This window comes from Asaia platycodi JCM 25414 (genome assembly GCF_000614545.1).
GTDB classification, from domain to species: domain Bacteria; phylum Pseudomonadota; class Alphaproteobacteria; order Acetobacterales; family Acetobacteraceae; genus Asaia; species Asaia platycodi.
Map to the genome: position 1 here is coordinate 1 of NZ_BAKW01000019.1, position 12,659 is coordinate 12,659.

Annotated in this window: 9 protein-coding genes, 2 pseudogenes and 1 riboswitch; of the genes and pseudogenes, 9 read left to right on the top strand and 2 right to left on the bottom strand. The window is 61.0% G+C overall.

The window, feature by feature from the left end; translation table 11 throughout:
• Positions 1-284: 284 nt before the first annotated feature.
• Complete coding sequence (locus JCM25414_RS12865) at positions 285-914, bottom strand: DUF721 domain-containing protein (RefSeq protein WP_051535880.1); 630 nt, start codon at positions 912-914, stop codon at positions 285-287.
• Between the two features lie 9 nt (positions 915-923).
• Between JCM25414_RS12865 and JCM25414_RS12870 the strand changes: the two genes are divergently transcribed.
• Together JCM25414_RS12870 and JCM25414_RS21910 are read left to right on the top strand one after the other, a co-directional pair.
• On the top strand, positions 924-1,985 hold the full coding sequence (locus JCM25414_RS12870) for an A/G-specific adenine glycosylase (protein WP_025841903.1): 1,062 nt from the start codon (positions 924-926) through the stop codon (positions 1,983-1,985).
• Positions 1,986-2,003: 18 nt separating this feature from the next.
• Entirely contained in the window at positions 2,004-2,606 is a 603-nt protein-coding gene (locus JCM25414_RS21910; protein ID WP_025841904.1) for a hypothetical protein, read from the top strand.
• Here the strand turns inward: JCM25414_RS21910 and JCM25414_RS12880 are convergent.
• Positions 2,601-4,055, bottom strand: a complete 1,455-nt coding sequence (locus JCM25414_RS12880) for a cryptochrome/photolyase family protein (RefSeq protein ID WP_025841905.1) — start codon at positions 4,053-4,055, stop codon at positions 2,601-2,603. The genes JCM25414_RS21910 and JCM25414_RS12880 overlap by 6 nt on opposite strands.
• 229 nt (positions 4,056-4,284) lie before the next feature.
• Here JCM25414_RS12880 and JCM25414_RS12890 point away from each other — a divergent pair, with 229 nt between their 5' ends.
• The 7 genes and pseudogenes from JCM25414_RS12890 (at position 4,285) to JCM25414_RS20240 (ending at position 12,628) form a co-directional block, all read left to right on the top strand.
• Complete coding sequence (locus tag JCM25414_RS12890; protein ID WP_025841906.1) at positions 4,285-4,479, top strand: entericidin A/B family lipoprotein; 195 nt, start codon at positions 4,285-4,287, stop codon at positions 4,477-4,479.
• Positions 4,480-4,664: 185 nt separating this feature from the next.
• A riboswitch (FMN riboswitch) is annotated at positions 4,665-4,813 on the top strand.
• 63 nt (positions 4,814-4,876) lie between these two features.
• Positions 4,877-5,976 (top strand): annotated as a pseudogene (gene ribD, locus JCM25414_RS27045) (bifunctional diaminohydroxyphosphoribosylaminopyrimidine deaminase/5-amino-6-(5-phosphoribosylamino)uracil reductase RibD).
• Positions 5,976-6,587, top strand: a complete 612-nt coding sequence (locus tag JCM25414_RS12900) for a riboflavin synthase (protein ID WP_025841907.1) — start codon at positions 5,976-5,978, stop codon at positions 6,585-6,587. The pseudogene ribD and the gene JCM25414_RS12900 overlap by 1 nt, the downstream one beginning before the upstream one ends.
• A gap of 2 nt (positions 6,588-6,589) precedes the next feature.
• On the top strand, positions 6,590-7,873 hold the full coding sequence (locus tag JCM25414_RS12905; protein WP_025841908.1) for a bifunctional 3,4-dihydroxy-2-butanone-4-phosphate synthase/GTP cyclohydrolase II: 1,284 nt from the start codon (positions 6,590-6,592) through the stop codon (positions 7,871-7,873).
• Positions 7,874-7,883: 10 nt separating this feature from the next.
• Positions 7,884-8,357, top strand: coding sequence for a 6,7-dimethyl-8-ribityllumazine synthase (ribH, locus tag JCM25414_RS12910; RefSeq protein WP_025841909.1), 474 nt, complete (start codon positions 7,884-7,886; stop codon positions 8,355-8,357).
• Between the two features lie 115 nt (positions 8,358-8,472).
• Positions 8,473-11,065, top strand: a pseudogene (locus JCM25414_RS20235) (MMPL family transporter).
• Between the two features lie 93 nt (positions 11,066-11,158).
• Positions 11,159-12,628 (top strand): carbohydrate porin, encoded by a 1,470-nt coding sequence (locus JCM25414_RS20240; RefSeq protein WP_051535881.1) that lies wholly within the window; start codon positions 11,159-11,161, stop codon positions 12,626-12,628.
• Positions 12,629-12,659: the final 31 nt, after the last annotated feature.

Sequence of the window (12,659 nt, forward strand, 5' to 3'; positions counted from 1 at the left end):
CTGGCCCACCGCCGCCGCCATGAAATCCGCCACCGCCGCCTCGTTGTGCATGGGCAGAGAGGGGCATCAGCAGAGGCAGGGCCAGAAGAGCGGCCCTCAATCTGTGTGATCCATGCATGGCTTCAGTCTTCCCTTCCATGGAGAGCGGTCAGATTCCACTCTCCCTATCCAGCATATCGTGTCGCGTGGGGGCGGAATAAAGACGAAAGCGTAACTGCGCGATTTCGTTTCGTGACAAATGGTCGGCGCGCGCAAAATTCAGGGCGGGCAAAGGTTTTCTGGTGTCAGCGCCTCGGTCTGCGCCGTACATGCCCGCCCAGACGCGCCAGAACGGCTTGCAGCTCGCCCTCTTTCATGTCGGGTATGCTAACCGGCTGCGGCATGGGGCGCGCGGCCGGAGTGACGGGACGCATGATCGAAGGGTCCTGCAGGATCCTGAGCCTCTTCACCAGAATGGAGCCGTCATCGAAACGCAGGTCGCGCCCGCTGCGCAGAGGCCCGCAATGGGTGTTGATCCGTTCGATAAGCTGGGGAGCCAGATGTTGAAGCTCCAGCGCAACCGGGCCGGTACAGGCGATCGTCAGTGTGCCTGCGCTGACACGTCGCGGCTCTGTCTGCGATGCAAGGGCCGGGCCCACGATCTCGGCCCAGTCGAGAATCAGCCGGATGGCCGGTGCCGCTCGCTTGCTGAAGGCAGGTTTCGTGATCTGAGGGAGTATCGATCCCAGAGCACGCCCAGTCATGGTGCGCCGCTCTTTGGGGCGTTCAGGGGCAGCCGGGAAGGGCGCCTCTTTTTTTACGCCCGATCTTGCTGCCGTCTTGTCGCCACCCTGACGTGATGCAGCCGCGGAGCGGGGCAATTTGTCGGTGGGGGGGCGTGTCTGGCCCTTGTCCGAAGGCAAATCTCGCTTCATATCGCCGGGGTGACTCCTTCAGCTTCCGCACTTCTCGACTGGTATGCCCATCAAAGGCGTGTTCTGCCCTGGCGCGCTCTGCCCGGCCAAGCCGCCGACCCCTATGCCGTGTGGCTGAGCGAGATCATGTTGCAGCAGACGACCGTGGTGACGGTTATGCCGTATTATGAGCGGTTTCTGAAGCGCTATCCCACCGTACAGAATCTCGCCGATGCGCCATTGCAGGACGTTCTCGCTTTGTGGGCAGGGCTTGGCTATTACAGCCGTGCGCGCAATCTCCATGCCTGCGCGCAGGCGGTGACGGCGCTAGGCGGTTTTCCTTCCGATGTGGCCGGGCTTCAGGCCCTGCCGGGCATCGGCGCCTATACGGCGCGCGCCGTGGCGGCAATCGCGTTTGGCGTGCCGGTCGTGCCGGTCGATGGCAATGTCGAGCGTATCACGTCGCGTCTGCATGCCGAAGACGCGCCTTTGCCCGGTGTGCGCCGCAAGCTGGATCATCTGGCCAGCCTGCTTAATGACGATCCGGCTGCGCGTGCGGCCCCGAGCGATTTTGCGCAGGCGCTGTTCGATCTGGGGGCCGGGCTCTGCACGCCCCGGCGCCCGTCATGCCTCATGTGTCCGTGGCGTAGCGTGTGCCGGGCCTTCGCCTCGGGAGCGCCCGAGCGTTTCCCGGTGCGTGCGCCGCGCAAGACGAAGCCTGAGCGACATGGCGTCGTTTTCCTGCTCAGAGATCGTGAGGGGGCCATCTGGTTGCGTCAGCGTCCTGAAAAAGGCTTGCTCGGCGGCATGACGGAGCTGCCCGGTACCTTGTGGCTGGACGAGACCCAGGATCTGCACACGGCGCTGCAAGAGGCACCCATGGAAGCAGCGTGGAAAGAAGCTGGACAGATACGTCATGTTTTCACACATTTCACGCTTAATCTAAGGGTTATGATAGCGCGGGTGCCTGATTTCGGCCCGCTGCACAACCAGACCGGCTTTGCCTGCCTGCCGGAGGCTCTTTCTCGTCAGGCGCTGCCCAGCGTGATGCAGAAATGCCTTGCAGCTGCAGGCGCGACCGACGCCGACTGAAGAAAGAGAGTTTCAAACATGCTTTATGCTTCCGCCCGTTTCTGGCTTCTCGATTTCTTCGGTCATGTTGTCGATCACGACCCGCTACGCGACTGCCTGTTTTCCATTACCCCGCCGCCGGGGCGCTATCCGGGGCTTTTCTTCTTTGCCGATAACGTTCTGCTTGCTGAATTTACCGTGACATTGCGCAAGGTCGTCTCCCTGCCAATGCCCATACCCCAGTTGTTGGCGACGCGACTGCCGAACGGCGTCGTTAGTTTGCGACGGATGGATGGCACCGGCCGATATCTGCGTAGTGTCGAAAATGAGGGAATCGATTTTCAGGCCATCCAGGCAAAGGACTGGGAGCATTTTTTCATCCTGTCCGAGCCGATGATGCATGCCTACGCCATTCTCAGTCAGGATTCGGTCAGTACGATTACCAATGAGCAGGGCGAAGTTCAGGCTCCACTTCGCCTTGTTCAGGGCCATAATGGCCAGATTGGCGACAGCGTGTTTTCCCTCGCCACCAATCTTTCGGCACTCGAAGATGTCGCCAGTCTGGGGGCTGGTGCTGCCGCGACGCTGGTTCTCAGCACGCGTAGCGGCGACCGGGTGACATTTCAGGTCACCCGGTCATGAGCCTCGCGTCTTGCGATAGGCAGCCATGGCGCGATCGCGCCCCTCGCTGAGAGAAACGATCGGTCTGGGATAGGTCCTGCCGAGTCTGATGCCTGCTTTTTCAAGCACTTCGGGCGGCGCCTCCCAGGGGGCGGCGATGGCGTCATCAGGCAGTTTCGAGAGTTCCGGCACCCAGCGGCGGATATAATCGCCCTTGGGATCGAATTTGTCAGTCTGGCGTAGCGGGTTGAAGATGCGAAAAAAGGGCGAGGCGTCGATTCCTGTTCCGGCGACCCATTGCCAGTTGACCGCATTGGACGCCGGGTCGGCATCGATCAGCGTATCCCAGAACCAGCTTTCCCCTTCGCGCCAATCGATCAGCAGATGCTTGGCCAGAAACGAGGCCACGATCATGCGTGCCCGGTTATGCATCCAGCCTGTTTCCCAGAGCTGACGCATCCCGGCATCCACGACGGGAATGCCCGTCTGCCCCCTTTGCCAGGCGGCGAGGTCTTTCTTGCTGTGTCGCCAGCCGAGCGAATCGAACTGCGATTTGAGATTTCTGTCGGGCAGATGCGGGTTATGAAAGAGTGTGTACCACGAGAAATCGCGCCAGCCGAGTTCCGAGAGGTAGATCTCCCGGTCTTCCTTGGCGCCCTTATCGGCGCAGATATGCCAGACTTGCCGTGGCGAGAGCACACCCAGACGCAGATAGGGTGAAAGCCGTGAGCTTTCTTCCGCAGCCATATCGTTGCGGCCCGTTTCGTAGCGGTCGAGAGCGCCGGAGGCGAAATCATGGGCGATCTCCTGAGCGGCGTCTTCGCCGAACTCCCAGTATTCAGCCATCTTGCTGGCCCAGTCGGGCTTGTGCGGTAGCAGGGCCTTGCCGATATCGGCCGGTGAGATCGTCTTGCTATGCGCTTCCAGAATCTCGTCCCATGTTTTGAAGGCGCCTTTTTTCGGTGCCGGGAGTGGCTCCGGCGGAGCGCCGAGGGCTTTGAAGCCTTTCCACCAGGCGGTGAAAATCTTGTAAGGCGTGCCGGTTTTGGTGGCGACCGTCTCGGGCGCCCGCAGCACCGTGCCGTGCAGACGGATCATCTCGCGCTTTGAGTCGTTCAACGTTCTGGCGATGGCGTCGTCCTGCTCGAGCTCCGCTTTCTGATAGCGTTGGTGGCAATAGAGCTTCCGAGCACCACTCTTCTCCATCAACTGTGGAATAAGTTTGCAGGGGTCTCCTTCCAGAACGAGGCAAGTGCCGCCACGGTCCTCCACGCTCTTCGTGAAAGCGGCGAGTGTCTCGTGCAGAAACCATTTCAGCGCGCCGCCAAACGGGCGCGTCGCCCCTGATGTGTCGATGATGTAGACGCACAGACATGTCCCTCCCGCATCAAGGGCCGCATTCAGGGCTGGGTGATCGGCTAGGCGGAGATCGTCCCTGAACCAGAGAAGGGCAGGCGGTGTACTGGTCATGAGAATCCTGACATGGCGAACGGCGGATGAAGAGGAAGATGCAGGAAAAGCGCAGCAAACCGACCCCGGTTCGCTACGAAAAACACGGTGCGTTACTCTGCGCGGTCAGGCGTGACCGGCTGCCGGCAAGTCAGCGCCTGAAAAAGTGAAGATCTCTTTTGTAACGCAGAGAACCGTCTCTTGATCCGGGCGTTGAATGGCCCCAAACATTTTATTAGGGAAATGTTCCATGACCACGGTTTCCTTCCTCCGCACTGGCGCTCTTGCTGTTATGCTGGCGCTTCCGGCTCTCGGTCTTACCGCCTGCAACACGCTCGATGGCGCCGGTCGCGATGTCAGCTCTGTCGGTCATGACGTGAGCCGTGGCGCCAATGCGACCCAGGGCGCAATCCATAACTCGGTTCCGCAGGCGGCAACGCACTGACCGATCCGGTCCTGTACCGGGTTGCAAGAAAAGGGTGGGGCCAGGCTCCGCCCTTTTTTTATTGTGCTCTCCGGTCGCTCGCCACGCGTTCGGCCGAGGCGCCGCGCGCTCAGGGGCCTGCTCTTGCAAATTGACCGCAAGACAGCACATAGTAAGCCCCCGGTCATGAAGGCCGGTTTTATAATTGACGTTCTCGGGGCGGGGTGAAACTCCCCACCGGCGGTAGGTGCTTGGCACGAGCCCGCGAGCGCTTTCGGCTTCAGGGCTGAAAGGTCTAGCAGATCCGGTCAGAATCCGGAGCCGACGGTCATAGTCCGGATGGAAGAGAACAGAATACGCTCTCACCATGGTTCGCCATGGCGAGACCGAAGGATGTTCGTGCCTGGGGACCGTCCTGATGGGATGGGACCGTATCGCTGTGTCGGGAGTTTTCTCCTTCAGACCTGACCGAGAGAAGGGGGCTTTGACAGAGTCCGTTCTCGACGCCGTCCGTCTGGGTTTCGAAGCGGCTCTTGCAGAAGCCTCGCGCTATCTTGGCGCCACCTCTCCCAATCCTGCGGTTGGATGCACTCTGCTTGACCGCGACGGGGCGATTCTTGTCGCCGAGGCGCATCACCGGACAGGAACACGCCATGCCGAGGCGCTGGCGCTGCACAGGGCGCGCGAGCTGGGTGTCATTGAGCGGGTGTCGACCGCGCTCGTGACGCTTGAACCCTGCAATCATGTCGGTCGTACTCCCCCCTGTAGCGAGGCTCTGCGAGACAGCCCGGTCAGCACGGTCTGGGTCGGCATGCGCGATCCGAATCCCGTCGCTGGTGGTGGCATTGCCAGGCTGCGTCAGATGCCGGAGGGCCGCGAGGTCCATCTCCTTGAGGATCATCCCGCTCTGGTGGAGACGCATCGGGCCTGCCAGGCGCTGATTGCGCCTTTTGCAACGCGCATTCTGAAACAGCGCCCCTGGATTACGGTCAAACAGGCCTGCGATGCGACAGGTCGATGATCCCCCCCGAGGGCAAGACAACCTTCACGAGCCAGAATTCGCTTGAAATCGCTCATCGCCTCAGGCGCGCCAGCGATGCGATCATAACAGGCATCGGCACGGTAATGGCCGATCGCCCGCGTTTTACCATTCGTCATGTGCCCGATCATGAAGACAGGGCGCCGCGTCTGGTGGTCGTCTGCGACCGTCAGAACCGCCTGCCGGATTCGTGGCGCGAGACGATGATCGGCAGCGGATACAAGGTGATTGTCTCCCGCGACCTCGTCGAAATACCGGCTCTGCTTGGCGATCATGGCGTGAACTGGGCCATGGTCGAGGCGGGACCGGCGCTTCTGGGCGAAATCGAGACGCTCGGCCTGTGGGATGACTGGCTGACCATACAGGTCTCGCCTGACGGTCCTGACCGATGTTCGGTGCGCTCCCACGGACCTTCTCCCTTGCGTTTCATACTTGATGAAGGGGCGCAGCCCCTTCCTGCTGACAAGGCTGCATTCTGATGTTTTCAGGCATTATCGAGCATATCGGCCGTATCAAAACTGTAGAGCCACGCGACCAGGCCATTCTGCTTCGGGTTGAAACAGGTCTCGCGGACATGGATCTGGGTGAGAGCATCGCCGTTAACGGGGTCTGTCTGACGGTCGCCGCCTATGATTCCTCCGGGCTTGCCGATTTTTTCGTCAGCGCCGAAACCCTGTCGCGCACGGCGTTGGGGCGGTTGAAAGAGGCGTCACGGGTCAATCTCGAACGGGCCAGTACCCCAGCCACCCGCTTGTCGGGGCATATCGTGCAGGGTCATGTCGATGGTCTGGCCGAATTTGTGGCGGTACGCCCTGTCGGTGAATCGCATCACATCACCTTTCGCCTGCCCGCTTCGCTGCGCGGTTATGTTGTCGAGAAAGGCTCGATCGCGCTCGATGGTGTCAGCCTGACGGTCAATGACGTGAGTGACGTGGCCGATGATGCCTTTACCATTGCGCTGATGATCATCCCCCATACCTGGGACCATACAGGTCTCTCGGAGCTTACGCCGGGGGCGAGCGCCAATCTCGAGGTCGATGTTCTGGCCAAATATGTCGAGAGCCTGCTGAAATACGGGGTGCGCTCATGAACATGACGCCTTCCTATCCGCTTGCACGCGCCATCACGGCGTTTCGCGAGGGGCGCATGGTGATGATGGTCGATGATGAAGGGCGCGAAAACGAGGGTGACCTGGTAATTGCCGCGCAATTCGCAACGCCAGACGCCGTCAATTTCATGGCGACCCATGCGCGCGGACTGATCTGCCTGCCGCTTGAAGCCGAGCAGATCGACCGCCTCGACCTGCCCATGATGCCACGACGCGGTCATGATCCACGTGGAACAGCCTTCACTGTTTCCATTGAGGCCACGACAGGCATCACGACCGGTATTTCTGCAGCAGACCGCGCACGAACGATCCAGCTTGCGGGCCATCCCGAGGCCCGGCCGGAGGATATCAGCACGCCGGGTCATATCTTTCCGCTGCGCGCCCACCCTGAAGGCACGATCGCTCGTGACGGCCATACTGAGGGCGCGATCGACCTTGCCCGTCTTGCCGGGCTGCACCCGGCGGCGGTGATCTGTGAAGTCATGAGCGATGATGGCACCATGGCGCGCCTGCCCGAGTTGCAGGCATTTGCGTCACGCCACGATATACCGGTCATCAGCATCGAAGAGATTGCTGCCTGGTGCCGCGTGCAGGGGCGCGATGCCCTGAGCGAGATCGTGCTGCCCGCGCCTGTGCCGCCTGCGGTCGAGCGCATTGCCGAGGCCGCGCTGCCGAGCGTCTATGGGGGGCATGACCTGCGTATCCAGGCCTTCCGGGCGCCGGATGGCATCGAGCATGTGGCTCTGGTCAAGGGCGATCTGACGAAGGGCGTGCCACTGGTGCGTCTGCATTCCGAATGCGTGACCGGCGATGCACTGGGGTCGCTGCGCTGCGATTGCGGCCCTCAGCTGCGCGAGGCGCTGGAACGTATCGCAGCAGCGCCTTCGGGAGCGCTGGTCTATCTGCGCGGTCATGAGGGCAGGGGCATCGGCCTTGGCAACAAGATCAGGGCTTACGCATTGCAGGACGAGGGCAAGGATACGCTCGAAGCCAATCTCGAACTCGGCCTGCCGGGCGATGCACGCGACTGGGTGACGGGGGCCGCCATTCTGGAGCTGCTCGGGATCCATACCCTGACCCTGCTGACCAACAACCCGAGCAAGGTATCGGGCCTTGAGGCTGCCGGGCTGAAAGTGGTCAGCCAGGAGCGTCTCGAAGCCGGATACAACCCGTTCAACCGCGCCTATCTTCATGCCAAACGCACCCGGATGGGGCATCAGCTCAGCGATGTCTGGCCGGAACTCGTCGAGACCATGGTTCAGAAATAAGGATTATCCCATGAGCAAGTCCATTCCCGTCGCCCCCGATCTCACCCTGGTGCCGACACCCAAGCTCGCTTTGCTGGTCAGCCGCTTCAACACCGATGTCACGCATGGTCTGCGCGACGGTGCGCTTGAGTGGCTTGAGGAACATGGCATTCGCGATGTCGATGTGTTCGACGCGCCCGGCGCCTTCGAACTGCCGCTCATGGCGCAGGCTCTGGCCAAGACTGGCACCTATGAGGGCGTGATCTGCCTCGGCTGCGTCATCAAGGGCGATACGGCGCATTTCGAATTCATCAGCCTCGGCGCGACGATCGGCATCATGCAGGCGCAGCTCGCTACCGAGACACCCATCTCGTTTGGCGTGCTCACGACCTATACCGATGAGCAGGCTCAGGCCCGCTCGCGCAAGGATGCGCACAACAAGGGGCGTGAGGCTTCTGCTGCCTGTGTCGAGACACTCGCCTTTCTGCGCAACACACGCGACTGACCGAAGCGTTACAAGTGTGTGACGCATGAAGTTTCCCAATCGGGAGACAATGCTCTAAACCTGCCCGAACCGTGACGCCTTGGCGTCTCACCGTGGCAGGGTTCATCGCACACCAATGCTTGCAAATTTCATCGGCACGATCGTCTCGTTTTGCACAAGACGCGCCTGGATCGTCATTTTCCTGTTCACGCTTTTGACGGCGGGCAGCCTGTTTCTGACAGTCCAGCGTCTTGGCGTGACGACCGATACGGACGAGATGTTTGCGGCAAGCCTGCCGTGGAAGCAGCGCGGGGCGGAGTTGAGCCGCCTCTTCCCGCAAAATGACGATCTGATGGTTGCTATCATCAAGGCTGACATGCCCGAGCAGGGGCGGGCAACGGCGCGGGAACTGGCGAAGATCCTCCGTGCCGATCACAAGAACTTCCGCACGGTCAGACTGCCGGACGATTCGCCTTTTCTCGAAAATCACGGCCTGCTTTTCCTCGACAAGCCAGTATTGGGGTCCTTGCTCGATTCCATCGTGGCGGCGCAGCTTTTCTGGGCACGCTCTCCGCCGATCCGTCGGCGCGCGGCATTTTTTCCGCGCTCGGGTTGATGGGTGAAGGGCTTTCTGCCGGTGAGGACATACCTGAGAGTTTCACGCCCGAGCTTCAGGGATTTGCCACTGCCTTGCACGACGCGGCCGAAGGCCACCCGAAAGATCTCTCCTGGCAGAATCTTCTGGCGGGTCCGCTGGCCGATATGGCGGGTAATTATCAATATGTACTGACCCAGCCGCATCAGGATTTCGGCTCGCTCCAGCCCGGAGGCGAAGCCAGCGCCGCCATGCGCAAGGCTATCGACTCCCTGCCTTTCGTCAGGAGCGGCAACGCCATTGCGATGATCACAGGCCCGGTGCAGCTCAGCGATGAAGAATTCTCGACCGTGGCCCATGGCATGGGGCTCGGGCTGCTGACCTCGCTCGTTCTAGTGGCATGCTGGCTGGTGCTGGCCGTGCGTTCCGTGCGTGTCATCGTGCCCATTCTGATCACGCTCGTGATCGGCCTGCTTCTGACGACCGGCTTTGCCGCCATTGCGGTCGGCAAGCTCAATCTGATTTCCGTTGCCTTCGCGGTATTGTTCGTTGGCATTGCGGTCGATTTTGCCATCCAGTTTTCCGTACGTTTTCGTGGCCAGCGCCTGGCGTCAGGGGGCCACATGCCGTCCGCGGACGCGCTGGCCGAAACGGGGCGTGAAACAGGGCACCAGATTCTGGTCGCCTCTCTGGCGACTGCGGCCGGTTTTCTGGCTTTCGTGCCGACCAATTTCGTTGGCGTGGCGCAGCTTGGACTGATCGCCGGTATCGGCATGATCATCGCCTTTCTCTGCACCATGACGCTGTTGCCTGCGTTGCTCTGCCTGTTTCGTGCGCGTCTGAGTCGTGGTGAGCCGGGCTTCAGGAAACTCGCAGGCGCCGATCGCTTGCTGCGCCGTTTCCGCAAGCCTGTTCTGGCCTTTTTCGCTCTGCTGGCCCTTCTCGGTCTGGTACTGATCCCGCGTCTCAGCTTCGATGCCGACCCGCTGCATACAAAGAACCCTGATACCGAGGGTATGCGCGCCTTGCATCTTCTGGAGCAGGACCCACGCGCCTCGCCCTATGATGGCGAGGTTATCGTGCCCAATCTCAGAGTTGCTGCTGAGCGGGTGAAGCAGTTCGATGCCCTGCCGAGCGTTTCGTCCGTCATGTGGCTTGGCATGTTCGTTCCTGAAAACCAGACAGAAAAACTGGCGATGATTCAGGATACGGCCTCGATTCTGCTGCCGACCCTTGTCGGTCAGGAGGTGCAGCCTGCCCCTGACGCCAATGCCCTGCGCGCCAGCGCCGCCGCCGCCGCAGGCAAGCTCGGGACCGTGCTCGACAAGACGGCGCCCGGCTCGCCTCTGCGCGATATCCAGAAATCGCTGGCTCTTCTTGCCAAGCGCCGGATGCGCAGATTCTTGCGGCCAATACGGCGCTGACACGCTTCCTGCCGGAGCAACTCGCCCAGCTGGTGGATGTGCTGCAGCCCACCCCTGTGACGCTAGAAGGTATTCCGCAGGATATCGCGCGCGATTATGTGCTGCCCGATGGGCGCGCCCTGCTCAAGATCCTGCCCAAAGGACGTATGTCTGACAGCAAGGTGCTGTATCACTTCCTGAACGACATGCTCTCGGTCGACAAGAATACGGCAGGCACGGCGCTCGAAGTGGTCGAGAGCGCGCATACCATGGTTCATGCCTTCTCGACGGCGGCGATATCGGCGCTGATCATGATCGCGATCATCCTCTTCGTCGCGCTGCGACGTCTGCTGGATATGGTCCTGGTTCTGGCCCCTCTGATGCTGTCGGCTCTGCTGACCGTAATCCTGATCGTCACCGTGCCGGAGACCCTGAACTTCGCCAATATCATCGCCCTGCCTCTGCTGCTGGGCGTGGGCGTGTCGTTCAATATCTATTTCGTGATGAACTGGCGCGCAGGCATCAAAAGCCCTCTGACCTCGCCTACGGCGCGTGCCGTTCTGTTCTCGGCGCTCACCACTGGTACAGCTTTCGGCTCGCTCGCAGCATCGCAGCATCCGGGCACGGCGAGCATGGGGCGTCTGCTGCTCATGTCTCTGGCCTGCACGCTTCTCGCAACGCTGACTTTCATTCCGGCTCTGCTGCCCAAGCGCAAGATCGACGCCGAATAGGCCCGGTCTGCGCGTCGGGCGGGGCTGCTCCGCCCCGAAAGCGGGTGGTCAGGATGGGCCCTCCGGTGGTAGGGACGTAAGACTAACGTTTTCGTGAGCCCTGCCCATCGTGCCGAATCCCTTCTTTCGCTGGAGCCTCGCGGCTGCCTGTCTGGCCGGGCTCTCGGCACCCCTGCCGTCTGGGCAGGTGAGGACGGCGAAGAGGAAACCGGCTCCGAACCCAGCTATCAGATCAATGATCCGTTTCCCGATCGACGCATGCAGCCGACCAGCGTGCCTGCATTCGGTCAGCCCAAGGCGGTTTTCTACAATCCCTATGGCCTGACGGACTGGTTGCGTCGTCACGGCATTGGGGTATTGCTCGACAACATCAATGAGTATGCGGCGGCCGTTACGCAGCCCACGAGGAATGTAGGCGATTATCGTCAGGGGTCGAGCAATGCCGGGCAATATGCTTTGTCGCTCAATGTTGATTGGGAGCGTATCGCCCATATAAAGGGCTTTGCGACCCATATGGTCGTGACGGGGCGTTATGGCACGCCGGCCAATCGCATGTTCGGAGACTGGCTGAATCATTCCTCCGAAATCTATGGCGGCGGCGGCAATGTGGTCGTGCATCTCGTCATGGCCTATGGCGAGGAGACGCTCTATGGCGGCAAGCTGTCGATTGCCGCAGGACGCATGGCCGAACTTTCTGATTTCGCGGCCAGCCCGCTTTACTGCACCTTTCAGATGAACGCGATTTGCGGGCGGCCCCGTGCTGCTGCCGATACGGGCTATGCCTCGACCTTCCCCGCCGGGAACTGGGGGTTGCGCGTGCGTGGCCGCCCTCTGCCGCAGTCCTATATCCAGCTTGGTCTCTATCTCACCGAAGAGGGCATGTTTTCCTACACGATGAATCGCAGCGGGTTCAAATTCAACAGCGCCTATATCAATGGCGTCAGAATGCCGCTCGAACTGGGCTGGGAGCCGAAACTCAGGGGTCATCTGCCCGGTCATTACAAGATCGGTGCGGCGCTCACCACAGCACCGCTTTCGGATATTCATGAAGACCAGTACGGCCAGCCTTATGTCCTGACCGGGGTAACACAGAGGCAGCATCGCGCCAGTTTCAACACCTGGGTGCTGATGGATCAGAAATTCATGACCTATCGCCGTGACAGGGCAGGGCATGACACCGATTCCGGCCTGACAGCGCTCTGGGGATTTCTGTATAACGACAAGCGCGTTTCCCTACGTAACTGGCAGGTCTATGGCGGTCTGATCAGCCGCGGTACCTGGGCGTCACGCCTGAAGATACGATTGCGCTGGCCTTCAGCTACACCGCCATCTCACCGGGCGTGCAACGCACCGAGCGTTGCTGCGCGCCCAGGGCGGCGTGTTGCCCTATCGCGCGACCGGCATCCAGCGCCATGCGATTGTGATGGAAGCCAATTATGGCTGGCACGCTTTTCGCGGCGTGCTGATGCAGCCGATGGTTCAGCCTTCATACGGCCGAACGGGCAGGGCAATCTCAAGGATGCGGTGCTTCTGGGCTTCAAGACCCATGTGGAGTTTCTCTGACAGCGCCTGAGTGCGGGCTCGTTGCAAAAAG